We start from the raw sequence: 15,597 nt of genomic DNA on the forward strand, positions 1-15,597 counted from the left end.
ACCGGACCGCTCTCAGGCGTCCGGCGCGTCCGCCGCCTCGACCTCTTCGCGGGTGATGCCCAGCAGGTAGAGCACGGTGTCCAGGAACGGCACGTTCACCGCGGTGTGCGCCGCCTGACGGACGACCGGCTTGGCGTTGAACGCCACCCCGAGACCGGCGGTGTTCAGCATGTCCAGATCGTTGGCGCCGTCCCCGATCGCCACCGTCTGCGCCAGCGGAACGCCCGCCTGCGCGGCGAAGCTGCGCAACAGACGGGCCTTGCCCGCCCGGTCCACGATGTCGCCCACCACGCGTCCGGTGAGCTTCCCGTCGATGATCTCCAAGGTGTTGGCGGAGGCGAAGTCCAGCCCCAGCCGCTCCTTGAGGTCATCCGTGACCTGCGTGAACCCGCCCGACACGACGCCGACCTGGTAGCCGAGCCGCTTCAGGGTACGGATGAGGGTGCGGGCCCCGGGGGTCAGCCGCACCTCGGCGCGCACCTTCTCCACCACGGACTCGTCGAGTCCGGCCAGCAGGGCGACCCGGGCGTGCAGGGACTGCTCGAAGTCCAGCTCCCCGCGCATCGCCTGCTCGGTCACCGCGGCGACCTCCTTCTCGCAGCCCGCGTGCGCGGCGAAGAGCTCGATCACCTCGTCCTGGATCAGCGTGGAGTCCACGTCCATCACCACCAGGCGCTGGGCCCGACGGCTCAGACCGGCCGACATCACCGCCACGTCCACACCGATCTGCGCCGCCCCGACCGCCAGCGCGGTCCGCAGCTCCTCGGTGCCCGCTCCGGAGACCGCGAACTCGACGGCGGTCACCGGGTACTTCGCGAGCCGAAAGATCCGGTCGATGTTGGCGCCGGTCGAGGTGATCCTGGCCGCTATGGCGGCGGTCGACTCCGCGGTCAGCGGGTTGCCCAGCACGGTCACGTGGGAACGGCCGTCGCCGCGCGGGCGGTTGTCGCCCGTACCCGAGATGATCTCGGCCTGGAGCTTGATGGACTCGGCCCAGCTGTGCACGGTCGCCCGCAGATCGCCCTCGGTGGTGCCGCCGGCGGTCGGGGCCGTCACCAGCACGCACAGCACGATCCGGCCACGGGTGACGACCTGCTCGATGTCCACGACGTCCACCGCGTAGGCGGCGAGCGTGTCGAAGAGTCCGGCGGTGATGCCGGGACGGTCCTTCCCGAAGATCTTCACGAGAAGAGTGGGGGAGTCGCTGCCCGGACGGGACCCAGGAAGCTCGGAGGACGAGGGAGACTGAGGTGGCTGAGATGCGCTCATGGTGGTTCCACCGTATCGGTCGCCGTCGGAGCCCCGGCAGGCCGTCCCGAGTGGCGGACACCCGGGCCAGACCCCTCCGACAACCGTCCGGGGCCTTCGCGGGGTACCGTCCGGCGCCGCCTGCCGGGGCGGCTTCCGCGAGCCCTCCGTACGCCGCGCCCGCCCCACCCCCCGCCGGACCTGCGTCGAGCCCCTCGCCGTACCCGCCTCCCGGCCGTCGCCCGACCTGCCGCCGGCCCCGCCGTGTCCGCCGGCCGGACCCCCGCCGTGTCCGCCGCGCCAACGCGGGCCGGGTGGTCCGGCTTTCGGATCGGGGAGTGTCCCTGGAATAGTGCCCCCCGATGTTCAGCATCCCTGGGCTTCCCGCAACGGGGGCGAATCGGGGGACGACAAGTGGGGCGCGGAGTGCCGGAACTCGTACTGGAATTGAATGGCAGAACCTGGACGCTCGATCCGTCCAGGTCGTACACGCTCGGACGTGATCCACAGGGGGACCTGACGTTCGAAGACGCCCGGGTCTCGTGGCGGCACGCCACGATCAGCTGGAGCGGGCGCGACTGGGTCGTCGAAGACCACGGCAGCACCAACGGCACCTATGTGCACGGCACCCGGGTGCAGCGGACGGAGATCGGGCCCGGCACCGAGGTACGCCTCGGCAACGCCCAGGACGGGCCGAGGATCGGCGTCGGCGCCGCCGCCCCGGCCCCGCAGCGGGCCCAGGCCGGACAGGCCCAGCAGGCGCCGGCGTACCAGCCACCCGCACCGCAGGCCCAGCAGGCTCCGTACCAGCCGGCCGCCCCGTACCAGCCGCCGGCCGCCCCGTACCAGCCTCCCGTCGCGCCCGTGCCGCAGCAATCCTGGCAGCGGCAGCCGCAGGACCGGGGGGCGCATGACCCGGGGGCGAGCGTCCCTCGCCAGCAGGGCCACGCGGCGGACGCCGGTGGGCCGGTGCACAGCGACCGCAGCCCCACCACCTTCCACCAGCTGGCGCTGGGCCGGGTCATGCGCATCGGCCGTGCCCTGGAGAACGAACTGGTCGTCTCCGACCTCCAGGTCTCACGCCACCACGCCGAGTTCCACGCGACCCCCGACGGCCGCTTCGAGATCCGCGACCTCGGCTCGCACAACGGCACCTACGTCAACGGCCAGCAGCTCCAGAAGTCCGGCTCCGCGCTCCTCGGGCCGAACGACATCGTCGCCGTCGGCCACTCCACCTTCCGGCTGGTCGGCGACCGGCTGGAGGAGTTCGTCGACACCGGCGAGGTCTCCTTCTCCGCCCGCCACCTCACCGTGACGGTCGACGGCGGCAAGCAGATCCTCAAGGACGTCTCCTTCGGCATCCCCGAGAAGTCGCTGGTCGCGGTCATCGGCCCGTCCGGCTCCGGCAAGTCCACCCTGCTCAAGGCGCTCACCGGCTACCGGCCCGCCGACCAGGGCGACGTCCTCTACGACAACCGTGACCTCTACAAGCAGTTCGCCGAGCTGCGCCAGCGCATCGGGCTCGTGCCGCAGGACGACATCCTGCACAAGGAGCTCACGGTCACCAAGGCGCTGAAGTACGCGGCCAAGCTCCGCTTCCCCGCCGACACCACGGCGGCCGAGCGTCAGGCCCGCATCCACGAGGTCCTCGTCGAGCTGAAGCTCGACATTCACAAGGACAAGATGGTCACGTCCCTCTCCGGCGGCCAGCGCAAGCGGGTTTCGGTCGCCCTGGAGCTGCTGACCAAGCCGTCGTTGCTGTTCCTGGACGAGCCGACCTCGGGCCTCGACCCGGGCATGGACCGCGACGTGATGCAGCTGCTGCGCGGCCTCGCCGACGACGGCCGTACGGTTCTCGTCGTCACCCACTCCGTGGCCGAGCTGGCGATCTGCGACAAGCTGCTCGTCATGGCGCCCGGCGGTGCGGTGGCGTACTTCGGTCCGCCGGAGGAGGCGCTCAACTTCTTCGGCTACGACACCTGGGCCGACGTCTTCTCCGCGTTCGAGAACTACCGGGACTACGACTGGGCCGGCCGCTGGCGCGGCTCGCAGCACTACCAGCTGTATGCCGCCGACATCGACGCCGTCGCCGCGCAGCCCGTCACCATGGCACCGCCGCAGCAGCTGCGCCCGCCCAAGCCGCAGAGCTGGCCGACGCAGCTGTGGACCCTGATCCGCCGGTACGTCTCGGTCATCGTGTCCGACAAGTTCTTCCTGGGCCTGATGGTCGTGCTGCCCGTGGTCCTGGGTGCCCTCAGCGTGGTCATCCCGGCCAAGCTCGGCCTGGCCGCCCCTGCCGACCCCCAGAAGTTCAACGGCAAGGCCGGTCCGATCGTGATGGTCCTCGCGGTCGGCATCAGCCTCGCCGGTGCGGCGAACTCCGTAAGAGAGCTGATCAAGGAACGCGTCATCTACGAACGGGAACGGGCCACCGGCCTCTCCCGGTCCGCGTACCTGATGTCCAAGGTCATCGTCCTCGGCGTGATCACGGTGCTGCAGGGCGTCATCATCTGCGCCATCGGTCTCTCCGGCCGACAGCTGCCGGAGGAAGGGCTCGTCATGCCGCCGGCCGTCGAGGTCTGTGTCTCGATCACGGCGCTCGGCTTCACCTCGATGATGGTCGGCCTCGTGATCTCCTCGCTGGTGAAGACCGCCGAGAAGACCATGCCTCTGCTCGTCATGTTCGCGATCGTGCAGGTCGTCTTCACCGGGGTGCTCTTCCAGATCTTCGACTCTCCCGGCCTGGAGCAGCTCGCCTGGCTGGCACCGTCCCGCTGGGGCGTGGCCGCGGCGGGCACCACGCTCGACCTCTCCCGCCTCATGCCGCCGTGGGACCCCGAGCACCCCACCGTTCTGGACCCGCTCTGGGAGCACTCGGCGGGCATGTGGGCCACCGACCTCGTGGTGCTGCTGGCGCTCGGTGTCGTCTGCGGCTTCGCGGTCGCCCGGCTGCTGCGCCGCCACGAGCCCGAGGTCATGCGCAAGTAGCGGACACCCTCGCGTTCCCGGGCCGTGACCCGGTACGCGAACGCGCCGCAGGGCGGCACCCCGAGTGGGGTGCCGCCCTGCGGCGTTTCAGCCGTGCTCAGGCCCTGGGCCCGCGGTCGTACCGCGAGGAGCCGGTCAGTACGCGCTGTCGACGTTGTCGATCGAGCCGTACTTGTCGGCCGCGTAGTTGGCCGAGGCGGTGATGTTGGCGACCGGGTCGTACTGGCTGTGGACCGTGCCGGCGACGTGGTAGTAGTCGAAGGTCGGCTTGATGATCTGGAGCAGACCGATCGACGGGACGCCGTTCCGGGCGTTGATGTCCCAGTCGTTGATGGCCTGCGGGTTACCGCTGGACTCGCGGATGATGTTGCGGTGCAGCCCCTCGTACGTACCGGGGATGCCCTTCGCCTTCATGATCGCGAGGGATTCCTGGATCCAGCCGTTCAGGTTGTCGGCGTAGACCGGCTTCCGCTCGGCGGAACGGCTCGTGGTCTCGCCGGACGAGCGCTTCGCGGCGTCGGCCTTCGCCCGGTCCGCGGCCTTGACCTTCGCCTCGGCCTCGGCACGCTCCGCGGCCTTCGCGTCGGTCAGGGCCTTGGCGTCGGCCACGGCCTTCTTCCGGGCGGCCTCGTCCTTCGCCCTGGCGGCGTCGGCGGCCTTGACCAGCTTGGCGGCGGTGGTGTTCTGCTCGATCACGCTGTCCTGCACAGCCTTGGCCCGGGCCGAGTCGGCTCCCGACGCGAAGACGACCGGGGACGCCGCCACGGAGGCGTTGGTGCTCTCGGCCTGCGCGTTGCTCGGAACCAACGAGAACGTCAGGGCGGCGACACCCAGCGCGGAGACGCCGGCGGCGGAGAGCTTCTGCGTCTTGTTCAGACGACGGGTTCGGTCGAATATGCGGGACGCGGACATCACAGACGTACCTCTTCGAGTCGTGGGTGCCCCTCGCGGGACACGGAGACGGAGAGTGGCGGTGCGCCTCTCTGTCAGGTGGACAAGTGCAATTCTTAGCGACCGCAAAATGCCCTGGCAAAGGTGTGACGTACGAAGCCAAGTAGTGGATCAGAGTCTTATGTCCGTTTCGTGGAAGCCCGTCATGACCGGCTAAATCGCCTCTATTCATCCACTAACAGGCTTCGTACGTGACGTGAGTCCTATGCGTGGGCTCACATGGCCGGACCATCGATCTGACTGTGCGTTGCAAGAGCAACTCACACTGTCAGGGGTTGTCCCGGCGGCGCGGAGGAAGGTCCCGACGACGGACGGCGCCGGGCGCACGCCCCGGGTGCGCCCGGGGCCCGGGCCCACGGACCTACGCCCGAAGACCCCGGCCGACGCCGTCCACAGGCCGATACCGGCCTCGCGCGCCGCCGGTACCGTGAGGCGTATGAGCCACCTCCGACCGTCGGGTCTCGCCGCCGTGAGCGCCGCGCTGCTCGCGATGAGCCGGCAACTGGACGTGCGCGACGTCCTCAAGACGATCGTCGCCTCCGCCCGCGAGCTGCTCGACGCCGAATACGCGGCCCTGGGCGTCCCCGACGACCACGGGGGCTTCGCCCAGTTCGTCGTCGACGGCGTCAGCGACGAACAGTGGAAGGCGATCGGCCCGCTGCCCCGGCAGCACGGCATCCTCGCCGCGATGCTCCACGAGGCGAAGCCCGAGCGGCTCAGCGACGTCCGCGAGGACCCCCGCTTCGGCGGCTGGCCCGACGCCCACCCCGACATGTCGGACTTCCTCGGCCTGCCCATCCAGGACGGCGACGAGACCATCGGCGCCCTCTACCTCGCCAACAAGAAGTGCCCCAAACCCGAGGGAAGCTGCGGCTTCACCGCCGAGGACGAGGAACTCCTCTCGATCCTCGCCCAGCACGCGGCCATCGCCCTCACCAACGCCCGCCTCTACGAACGCAGCCGCGAGCTCACCATCGCCGAGGAGCGCTCCCGCCTCGCTCACGAACTGCACGACGCCGTCAGCCAGAAACTCTTCTCCCTGCGCCTCACCGCCCAGGCCGCCGCCGCCCTGGTGGACCGCGACCCCGCACGCGCCAAGGGCGAGCTCCAGCAGGTCGCCGCCCTCGCCGCCGAGGCCGTGGACGAACTCCGCGCCGCCGTCGTGGAACTCCGCCCCGCCGCGCTCGACGAAGACGGCCTCGTGGCCACCCTCCGTACCCAGGTCCAGGTCCTCGACCGGGCCCAGAGCGCACGGGTCACCTTCGGGAGCGACGGAGTACGCGCACTGCCCGCCGCCCAGGAGGAGGCGCTGCTCCGGGTCGCGCAGGAGGCCCTGCACAACGCGCTGCGCCACTCCGGCGGCGCCCGCGTCACCGTCGCCCTGACCCGGCGCGGCGCGGCCACCGTGCTGCGGATCACCGACGACGGCCAGGGCTTCGACCCCACGGCGGTCCGGGAAGCCGGCCGGCACCTCGGCCTCGTCTCGATGAGCCACCGCGCGCACAGCGTCGGCGGCACCCTCAACGTGGAATCGGCGCCCGGCAAGGGCGCCACGATCGAGATGGAGATCCCCGGTGGCTGACAAGACCATCCGCGTGCTGCTGGTCGACGACCACCAGGTGGTACGGCGCGGACTGCGCACGTTCCTGGAGGTGCAGGACGACATAGAGGTCGTCGGAGAGGCCGCCGACGGCGCCGAGGGCGTCGCCCAGGCCGAGGAGCTCCGCCCCGACGTGGTGCTGATGGACATCAAGATGCCCGGCATGGACGGCATAGAGGCGCTGCGCAAGCTCCGCGAGCTGGCCAACCCGGCGCGGGTCCTCGTCGTCACCAGCTTCACCGAGCAGCGGACCGTCGTCCCCGCGCTGCGCGCCGGAGCCTCCGGCTACGTCTACAAGGACGTCGACCCCGACGCCCTGGCAGGCGCCATCCGCTCCGTCCACGCGGGCCACGTCCTGCTCCAGCCCGAGGTGGCGGGGGCGCTCCTCGCCCAGGAGGACAGCGGCGGCGGTACGGGCCGGGGCACCACCCTCACCGAGCGTGAGCGCGAAGTGCTCGGCCTCATCGCGGACGGCCGGTCCAACCGCGAGATCGCCCGCGCGCTGGTGCTCTCCGAGAAGACCGTCAAGACCCACGTCTCGAACATCCTGATGAAGCTGGACCTGGCCGACCGCACCCAGGCCGCCCTCTGGGCCGTACGCCACGGAATGGCGGGCTGACCCGGGGCGGCCCACCGGCACCCGGCGGACCCGGCGCGACGGAGAACGCCGGCCCGACGGAGAGCGTCGGCGCGACCCGGGCAGCCTGGGCGGCGAGGAAGGCCGCCCCGGCCCGGAGGCGGTTACCGCCGCCCCCGCTCACCCTCCTCCACGTACGCGTTGTACGCGGCCACCTGCGCCCTGCGCGCCACCCGCTCCACCGGGCGCAGCGCCTCGCCCCGGGCCGCGATCTCGGAGGCGCTCACCGCACCGCCGTGCCCGTTCTCGTGCGCCAGCGTGATCAGCAGACCCACCCGCTGGGCCAGCTCCAGTACGCGCACCGCCCGGGGCGGGTACCCCGGCGCCAGCACCTCGCGCCCGCGCTCCGCCCGGGCCCGGTAGGCGTCGAGGGCCGCCTCGGCCACCGGCCCGGAACCCGCCACGTCCAGCCGCGACAGCAGCGCCGTCGCGTCCCGCAGCGCCTCCGCGAGCTCCCGCTCCGCCTCACCGAGCGACGGCACGTCCGCCGGCGGGGCCTCCCGCACGGGTGTCACCCGCCACACCACCTCGACGTGCAGATCGCCGGGCGGCCCCGCCTCGCTCACCTCCGGCACCAGCCCGTACGCGGCCCCGGAGGCGACCACCGCCTCCTCGGCCTCCAGCGCCCGCGCGTTGAACTCCGGCGGACCGCTCAGCCCCAGCGGATGCCCCGGGGCCGGCAGCGCCACCCGGTAACCCGTCACCCCCAGCCCCCGCAGCCGCCCCAGCGCCAGCGTGAGCCCGACGGGCCCCGCCTCACCGGGCAGTCCCTCGACGCGGTGCACCGCGTCCTCTTGGACGATCGCGTCCACCGCGTCGTCCGGTGACACGAGTCCGGCGAGCAGCGCGTTTCCCCAGGCGGCAAGAAGCCCTGAGCGTGGTTCCGAAAGCATGGGAACAGCCTAAGAGCTGCCGCGCTCTCCCCGGCGGGAACGGACCTCGCGGCCGGAGCACTCCCGGGGTGGCGTAAGTTTTGCGTGGGAGCTGTGCCCTCCGGCACGCGACGATCTCGACACTGCATGGGGAGACAACGCGCTCATGAGCGATGTACTGGAGCTGGTGGACGTATCCGTGGTCCGCGACGGACGCGCTCTGGTGGAAGACGTCTCCTGGTCGGTCAAGGAGGGGGAGCGCTGGGTCATCCTCGGCCCGAACGGCGCCGGCAAGACGACGCTGCTCAACATCGCCTCCAGCTACCTCTTCCCGTCCACCGGAACCGCCAGGGTCCTCGGCGAGCAGCTCGGCGGGGTCGGCACCGACGTCTTCGAACTCCGCCCGCGCATCGGCATCGCCGGTGTCGCGATGGCCGACAAGCTCCCCAAGCGCCTCACCGTCCTGCAGGCGGTCCTCACCGCCGCGTACGGCATGACGGCGACCTGGAACGAGAGCTACGAGGAGGTCGACGAGCAGCGCGCCCGCGCCTTCCTCGACCGCCTCGGCATGAACGACTACCTCGACCGCAAGTTCGGGACCCTCTCCGAGGGCGAGCGCAAGCGCACCCTGATCGCCCGCGCGATGATGACCGACCCCGAACTACTCCTGCTCGACGAGCCCGCCGCCGGACTCGACCTCGGCGGACGCGAGGACCTGGTGCGCCGGCTCGGCCGCCTCGCCCGCGACCCGTACGCCCCCTCCATGATCATGGTGACCCACCACGTCGAGGAGATCGCGCCGGGATTCACCCACGTCCTGATGATCCGGCAGGGCAAGGTGCTCGCCGCCGGCCCCATGGAGACCGAGCTCACCTCGCGCAACCTCTCCCGCTGCTTCGGCCTGCCGCTCGTCGTCGAGCACCAGGGCGACCGCTACACCGCGCGCGGACTGCCCCTGTCGTAGGGCCTCCCGTCCGAAAGGCCCCGGGCGGTCTCCGGCTGATCGGGACCGGACACCCCTGGCCGGATCCCGCCCCACAGGGCCCCTGTCCCTGGGGCACATGCGGTCCTACCATGACGACATGGACGCGTGGGTGTGGTGGCTGATCGCGGCGGTGGGGCTGGGAATTCCCCTGGTCCTCACCGCCATGCCGGAGTTCGGGATGTTCGCGGTGGGCGCGGGCGCGGGGGCGATCGTCGCCGCCCTCGGCGGCGGGATCGTGGCCCAGGTGCTGGTCTTCGTCGTCGTCTCCGTCGCGCTGGTCGCCGTGGTGCGGGTGGTCGCCGCGCGCCACCGGGGAGACGGCCCTCAATTCTCCTCGGGAATCGACGCGTTGAAAGGCCGCCAGGCCGTCGTGCTCGAACGCGTCGACGGCGGGGGCGGACGCATCAAGCTGGCGGGCGAGGTCTGGTCGGCCCGCGCGCTCGACGAGACCCAGAGCTTCGAGCCTGGCCAACAGGTCGACGTCGTCGACATCGACGGGGCCACCGCCGTCGTCATGTGACCGAACCGGCCACGCGGCAGGGCGAGTTCTGCGACACTCGAAGTCGATCATGTCGACTCGCCCGGTCCGAAGCAGTGAGAGTGCGACCCGATCACCAGGATCCGTCGGCTATCGAAGGGCTTGAGGCACACGATGCAACCGGTCATCATCGTCCTGATCATTTTGGTGGTGCTCGTCTTCATCGCCCTGATCAAGACGATCCAGATCATCCCGCAGGCCAGCGCCGCCATCGTCGAGCGTTTCGGGCGCTACACCCGCACGCTGAACGCGGGGCTGAACATCGTCGTCCCGTTCATCGACTCCATCCGCAACCGCATCGACCTCCGTGAGCAGGTCGTGCCCTTCCCGCCGCAGCCGGTGATCACCCAGGACAACCTGGTCGTCAACATCGACACGGTCATCTACTACCAGGTGACCGACGCCCGCGCCGCGACGTACGAAGTCGCCAGTTACATCCAGGCGATCGAGCAGCTCACCGTCACCACCCTCCGCAACATCATCGGCGGCATGGACCTGGAGCGGACCCTGACCTCCCGCGAGGAGATCAACGCGGCCCTGCGCGGCGTGCTCGACGAGGCCACCGGCAAGTGGGGCATCCGCGTCAACCGCGTCGAACTCAAGGCCATCGAGCCGCCCACCTCCATCCAGGACTCGATGGAGAAGCAGATGCGCGCCGACCGGGACAAGCGCGCCGCGATCCTCACCGCCGAAGGCATCCGGCAGTCCCAGATCCTCACCGCCGAAGGCGAGAAGCAGTCCTCGATCCTGCGCGCCGAAGGTGACGCCAAGGCCACGGCCCTGCGCGCCGAGGGCGAGGCCCAGGCCATCCGGACGGTCTTCGAGTCCATCCACGCGGGGGACCCGGACCAGAAGCTCCTCTCGTACCAGTACCTCCAGATGCTTCCGAAGATCGCCGAGGGGGACGCCAACAAGCTCTGGATCGTGCCCAGCGAGATCGGCGACGCCCTCAAGGGCCTCAGTGGTGCCTTCGGCAACCTCGGTGGCGGAGCCCCCGGATTCAACACCGGTGGGGCCGGCGGCGGCCCGGGCAAGGAGCGCCGCGAGGAGCCCCCGGTCGACTGACCCGCCACCCCGGGTGCACGGCCGGGGAGCGCGGCCGGACGGCGGAACCCCCTTCACGGGGCCCGCGTCCGGCCCGCCCCGGGGCTTCGTGCATGATCGGTGCGGCACCCCGACCTTCATGGCGGGGATGCGTCACCGATCACCGAAGGAGTGGCATGTCCCTCTGGGAAATGCTCGCCGTCCTCGCCGCCGGCACCGCCGCGGGAACGATCAACACCATTGTCGGATCAGGTACGTTGATCACCTTCCCGGTACTGCTCGCCGTCGGCCTGCCGCCGGTCACCGCCACCGTCTCCAACGCCCTCGGCCTCGTGCCCGGCTCAGTCAGCGGGGCCATCGGGTACCGCGCGGAGCTCAAGGGCCAACGCTCACGCATCATCAGACTGGGCATCAGCTGCCTGGTCGGCGGACTCGCCGGAGCCACGCTCCTGCTGGCCCTGCCGTCGACCGCCTTCGAGACGATCGTCCCGGTTCTGGTCACCCTCGCCCTCGTACTGATCGTGCTCCAGCCACGCATCAGCAAGGCCGTGCAGCACCGCCGTGAACGCTCCGGCACCCCCGCCCACCCCGAGGGCGGCCCCCTGCTCGCCGTCGGCCTCGTCCTCGCCAGCGTCTACGGCGGCTATTTCACCGCCGCCCAGGGAATCATCTACCTCTCCCTGATGACCATGCTGATCGACGACACCATCCAGCGCCTCAACGCCGTCAAGAACGTCCTGGCCGCCGTCGTCAACAGCGTCGCCGCGCTCTTCTTCCTCTTCGTCGCCGACTTCGACTGGACCGCGGTCCTCCTCATCGCGGTCGGCTCGACCATCGGCGGCCAGATCGGCGCCCGGGTCGGCCGCCGCCTCAGCCCCACCGTGCTGCGCTCCCTCGTGGTGGCGGTCGGACTCTGCGCCCTCGTCCAGCTGCTGCTCCGCTGACACACGGAAGCCCGTCTCCCCCATGGAGACGGGCTTCCGGTACGCCATCAGGCGTATGCCGATCGGACACGACCGGCTGACTCAGGACATGCGCGGCGGGCTCAGGCAGCGGTACGGTCCAGCCAGTCCGGCAGCGAGGAACGGTCGGCCGACGCCATCGCCAGCAGCATCGCCTCGGCCGGAGAGGGGACGAACGGCTGGCGCAGCAGGGGCATCTCCGCCTGCTCCGGCGTCCGGGCCGCTTTGCGGTGGTTGTCCTCCGCGCAGGAGGCCACGGTGTTCAGCCAGGTGTCCTGGCCGCCCTGGGCGCGCGGCACGACATGGTCCACGGTGGACGCCCGCCGCCCGCAGTACGCGCAACGGTGCTGGTCACGTATGAGGACCCCCCGTCTCGACCACGGCGCCTGTCTTCGGAACGGCACGCGTACGAACCTGCAGAGCCTGATCACGCGGGGCACCGGGATGTCGACGGCGGCACCACGCATGCGCAGGCCGGGATCCGCCTGCTCGACGACCGCCTTGTCCGTCAGGACGAGGACCACCGCACGATTGAGGGTCACCGTCGACAGCGGCTCGAAGCTCGCGTTGAGGACCAGCGTGTCACGCATCCTGCCCACCTCCCTTGTGCCGCCCGCCCCCCGGCGGGCCCGGACCAACTCTGGCTGGGCGGGCCGTGTGGGACAACGCAATAAAAGTGCCCTGCCCAGATCTCTCCAAGACCGGGGCAGGGCAAACGGGAGAAGAACGCTCAGCTTTCGGGAGAGGCGTACTCACCGATCAACTGCGCGCGTCCCAGCGTGTGGAAACGCAGATTGAATCCGACCGCGGCGGGGGAAGTGTCGCTGTCCGTCCCGAGCTTCTCCGTGTCCACGGCGTACACCGTGAAGACGTAGCGGTGGTTCTCGCCGGCCGGCGGGGCGGCACCGCCGAAGTCCTTCGACCCGTAGTCGTTGCGTGCCTGCACGGCTCCTTCGGGCAGCCCGGCGAAGGCACCGCTGCCCGCGCCGGCCGGCAGCTCGGTGACCGAGGCCGGGATGTCGAACAGCACCCAGTGCCAGAAGCCGCTGCCGGTGGGCGCGTCCGGGTCGAAGCACGTCACGGCGAAACTCTTCGTCCCGGGCGGGAATCCCTCCCAGCGCAGCTGCGGGGACGTGTTGCCCCCCGCGTGCACCTGCGCGTCCGCGAGCACGGCGCCGGGCGCGAGATCGTCGCTCACCACGCGGAACGCGGGCACCTCGGGGTGGAAGTCGTGGGGGAGCGGGGGCTTCTTCGCTTCGGTCACAGCAACACCTTTCCTGGGGGCCGGTCCCGGTGGGCACTCCCCACCGGGACCGGGACGTCTCCGACGGATCATGCCGGACACGCCCCGGGGCGCCCACACGACCCGGCGGACGGCCTCAGGGGGAGAGGTGTCAGTGTCGGTATTCGGCCATGATCCGCCGGACGCCGCTCACAGCCAGTTGCGCTGACCGCCCACCTGGGCGAGCCACTGGTTGAGGTAGGCGGCCCAGTCCGTCTGGTGGAAGTCGTCGAAACCGACCCGGAAGGAGCGGTACGAGTCGCTGCCCTCGCTGAACAGCCCCGCCTTCTTGTCCATCTCCAGGATGACGTCCATCTCGCGGTCGTCGGCGACGAAGGACAGCTCGACCTGGTTCAGGCCGCGGTACTGCTGCGGCGGTACGAACTCGATCTCCTGGTAGAACGGCAGCTGCTGGCGCGTCCCCCGGATGTGACCGCGCTCCATGTCGGCGCTGCGGAAGCGGAAGCCGAGCTGTCCGAACGCGTCCAGGATCGCCTGCTGGGCGGGGAGCGGGTGGACGTTGATCGGGTCCAGGTCACCGGAGTCCAGCGCGCGGGCGATGTCCAGCTCCGTCGTCACCCCGATGTTCATGCCGTGCAGGTTCTGCCCCGCGAACGTGGTGATGGGCGTCTCCCACGGGATTTCCAGCCCGAACGGCACCACGTGGACGGCACCGGCCTGCACCTCGAACGCACCGCCGATCCGCAGCTTGGTGAACTCGATGTCCTGCTTGACCTCCTGGTCGTTCCCCTCCACCTCGACCCGCGCCTGCAGGCCGACCGAGATCCCCTGGATCTGCTGGGCGACGGAACCGCCCTGGACACGCACCTCGCCCTGGACGACGCCACCGGGGACGACGTTGAGCTCGACGAGCTCCGTCTCCACCGACGCGCCGCCGGCGCCGATGCTCGCGAGCAGCCGCTTGAAGCCCATGGTTTCTCCTTATAGGTGTCTGACCCCTACATACGCGCCCTGACGGTAGCCGGTTCCCCCCACGGTTCCGCCGGTACCCTCGGTCGCCATGGACGCAGCCCAGGACCGTATGCCGCTGACGCGTGACTTCTTCGACCGCGACGTCCTGGACGTCGCCCCGGACCTGCTCGGCCGCACGCTGGTACGACGCACCGCCGACGGGCCCATCGAACTGCGCCTCACCGAAGTGGAGGCGTACGCGGGCGAGATCGACCCCGGATCGCACGCCTTCCGCGGCAGAACGGCCCGCAACGGCGTGATGTACGGCCCGCCGGGTCACGCCTACGTCTACTTCACGTACGGAATGTGGCACTGCTTGAACCTGGTGTGCGGTCCGGAGGGGTGGGCGAGCGGGGTGCTGCTGCGGGCCGGCGAGATCCGCACCGGCGCCGATCTGGCCCGCCCCCGTCGGCTTTCGGCCCGCAACGACCGGGAACTGGCCAAAGGACCGGCGCGTCTGGCGACGGCCCTCTCGATCGACCGGGGCCTCGACGGAACCGATGCCGTCGCCGGCCCGCCGGAGCCGATGTCCGTCCTGTACGGCACCCCACCACCCCGCGAGCAGGTGCGGAACGGTCCGCGCACCGGAGTGGGGGGCGACGGCGCCCATCAGCCCTGGCGCTTCTGGATCGACGGCGATCCGACCGTGAGCCCCTACCGCGCCCACGCCCCGAGGCGGCGCCGGACTTGACGCGGCCTCGGGCAGCCCCTAATGTGGTCCGAGCCGCTTTACACGGGTGCAGTGGTCGGACCGGTCCTTCGGGCCCATGCCGATCGGCCCCAATGTGGCCAACCACTACCTTCGATCCGCCCTGACGGGTGCGAATTCGGCATGTCCGAATTTCGCTTCGAACGCTCGATTATGAGTCGTCAAGGAAATGGACTACGGTAGCGGCACGCCGAAAGGAAGCCGAAAGGCGACCACAGGCAAAGGCCCCCGACAGGCCACCGGAATCAAATTCGGACCGGAAACGGAACGAAAGAGACTCTGATAGAGTCGGACTCGCCGGAAAGGGAAGCGCGAAAGCGAAGAACTGGAAAGCGGAAATCGCTTGACCCGCTTCGACCGGGAATCGGACCGATAAGAGTCTGATAGAGTCGGAAACGCAAGAACGAAGGGAAGCGCCCGGAGGGCCCCGGTGAAACGGGACCGAAGGAAGCGTCCGTTCCTTGAGAACTCAACAGCGTGCCAAAAGTCAACGCCAGATATGTTGATACCCCGGCCTGCTTCGGCAGGTTGGTGGTTCCTTTGAAAAGTCCTACCGGTGCTTAACGGTCCGGTGGGCAACAACAGCGAGGACGCTGTGAACGACCGGTCATATTCCGACCTGGTCGTTCCGCTCTCGTGTTGTGATCCCGATTACGGGAAAACATTCACGGAGAGTTTGATCCTGGCTCAGGACGAACGCTGGCGGCGTGCTTAACACATGCAAGTCGAACGATGAAGCCTTTCGGGGTGGATTAGTGGCGAACGGGTGAGTAACACGTGGGCAATCTGCCCTTCACTCTGGGACAAGC

General features: G+C 70.1%; 14 protein-coding genes and 1 rRNA gene (1 of these 15 running past the window's edge). 9 read left to right on the top strand and 6 right to left on the bottom strand.

What is annotated here, in order from left to right:
- Nucleotides 1-12: 12 nt before the first annotated feature.
- Complete coding sequence (gene serB / locus OHT52_RS25160) at nt 13-1,269, bottom strand: phosphoserine phosphatase SerB (protein WP_328722462.1); 1,257 nt, start codon at nt 1,267-1,269, stop codon at nt 13-15.
- Nucleotides 1,270-1,662: 393 nt separating this feature from the next.
- Here serB and OHT52_RS25165 point away from each other — a divergent pair, with 393 nt between their 5' ends.
- Entirely contained in the window at nt 1,663-4,236 is a 2,574-nt protein-coding gene (locus tag OHT52_RS25165) for an ABC transporter ATP-binding protein/permease (protein WP_328722463.1), read from the top strand.
- Nucleotides 4,237-4,371: 135 nt separating this feature from the next.
- On the opposite strand, the gene OHT52_RS25170 is transcribed toward OHT52_RS25165, so the two are convergent.
- Nucleotides 4,372-5,148, bottom strand: a complete 777-nt coding sequence (locus tag OHT52_RS25170; protein WP_328722464.1) for a transglycosylase SLT domain-containing protein — start codon at nt 5,146-5,148, stop codon at nt 4,372-4,374.
- A gap of 475 nt (nt 5,149-5,623) precedes the next feature.
- Here OHT52_RS25170 and OHT52_RS25175 point away from each other — a divergent pair, with 475 nt between their 5' ends.
- Nucleotides 5,624-6,769 (top strand): GAF domain-containing sensor histidine kinase, encoded by a 1,146-nt coding sequence (locus OHT52_RS25175; RefSeq protein WP_328722465.1) that lies wholly within the window; start codon nt 5,624-5,626, stop codon nt 6,767-6,769.
- Nucleotides 6,762-7,406 carry a response regulator transcription factor gene (locus OHT52_RS25180; protein WP_328722466.1) on the top strand — a complete coding sequence of 215 codons (645 nt, stop codon included), beginning with the start codon at nt 6,762-6,764 and terminating at the stop codon, nt 7,404-7,406. The genes OHT52_RS25175 and OHT52_RS25180 overlap by 8 nt, the downstream gene beginning before the upstream one ends.
- 122 nt (nt 7,407-7,528) lie before the next feature.
- On the opposite strand, the gene OHT52_RS25185 is transcribed toward OHT52_RS25180, so the two are convergent.
- Nucleotides 7,529-8,317, bottom strand: a complete 789-nt coding sequence (locus tag OHT52_RS25185) for a hypothetical protein (RefSeq protein WP_328722467.1) — start codon at nt 8,315-8,317, stop codon at nt 7,529-7,531.
- Between the two features lie 145 nt (nt 8,318-8,462).
- Between OHT52_RS25185 and OHT52_RS25190 the strand changes: the two genes are divergently transcribed.
- The 4 genes from OHT52_RS25190 to OHT52_RS25205 all read left to right on the top strand — a co-directional run bounded on the left by OHT52_RS25190 (nt 8,463) and on the right by OHT52_RS25205 (nt 11,807).
- Entirely contained in the window at nt 8,463-9,260 is a 798-nt protein-coding gene (locus OHT52_RS25190) for an ABC transporter ATP-binding protein (protein WP_328722468.1), read from the top strand.
- Between the two features lie 118 nt (nt 9,261-9,378).
- The gene (locus OHT52_RS25195) at nt 9,379-9,801 is read left to right on the top strand and encodes an NfeD family protein (protein ID WP_328722469.1); all 423 of its coding nucleotides are present in this window, start codon (nt 9,379-9,381) and stop codon (nt 9,799-9,801) included.
- Between the two features lie 132 nt (nt 9,802-9,933).
- A complete protein-coding gene (locus tag OHT52_RS25200) occupies nt 9,934-10,884 on the top strand; it encodes an SPFH domain-containing protein (protein ID WP_328722470.1) in 951 nt (316 codons plus the stop codon).
- A gap of 155 nt (nt 10,885-11,039) precedes the next feature.
- Complete coding sequence (locus OHT52_RS25205) at nt 11,040-11,807, top strand: sulfite exporter TauE/SafE family protein (RefSeq protein WP_328722471.1); 768 nt, start codon at nt 11,040-11,042, stop codon at nt 11,805-11,807.
- A 101-nt stretch (nt 11,808-11,908) separates the two neighbouring features.
- Here the strand turns inward: OHT52_RS25205 and OHT52_RS25210 are convergent, their stop codons facing one another.
- From OHT52_RS25210 to OHT52_RS25220, 3 genes are all read right to left on the bottom strand, one after another.
- Nucleotides 11,909-12,415: an HNH endonuclease gene (locus OHT52_RS25210; RefSeq protein WP_328722472.1), complete on the bottom strand. Its 507-nt coding sequence runs from the start codon at nt 12,413-12,415 to the stop codon at nt 11,909-11,911.
- Between the two features lie 140 nt (nt 12,416-12,555).
- Nucleotides 12,556-13,089 (bottom strand): YbhB/YbcL family Raf kinase inhibitor-like protein, encoded by a 534-nt coding sequence (locus OHT52_RS25215; RefSeq protein WP_328722473.1) that lies wholly within the window; start codon nt 13,087-13,089, stop codon nt 12,556-12,558.
- Nucleotides 13,090-13,257: 168 nt separating this feature from the next.
- The gene (locus OHT52_RS25220) at nt 13,258-14,040 is read right to left on the bottom strand and encodes a sporulation protein (protein WP_328722474.1); all 783 of its coding nucleotides are present in this window, start codon (nt 14,038-14,040) and stop codon (nt 13,258-13,260) included.
- Nucleotides 14,041-14,128: 88 nt separating this feature from the next.
- Here OHT52_RS25220 and OHT52_RS25225 point away from each other — a divergent pair, with 88 nt between their 5' ends.
- Both OHT52_RS25225 and OHT52_RS25230 read left to right on the top strand, forming a co-directional pair.
- Nucleotides 14,129-14,770 carry a DNA-3-methyladenine glycosylase gene (locus OHT52_RS25225; protein ID WP_328722475.1) on the top strand — a complete coding sequence of 214 codons (642 nt, stop codon included), beginning with the start codon at nt 14,129-14,131 and terminating at the stop codon, nt 14,768-14,770.
- 682 nt (nt 14,771-15,452) lie between these two features.
- Nucleotides 15,453-15,597: ribosomal RNA gene (locus tag OHT52_RS25230) — 16S ribosomal RNA — on the top strand (it continues 1,381 nt past the right edge of the window).

This window comes from Streptomyces sp. NBC_00247 (assembly GCF_036188265.1).
Taxonomy (GTDB): domain Bacteria; phylum Actinomycetota; class Actinomycetes; order Streptomycetales; family Streptomycetaceae; genus Streptomyces.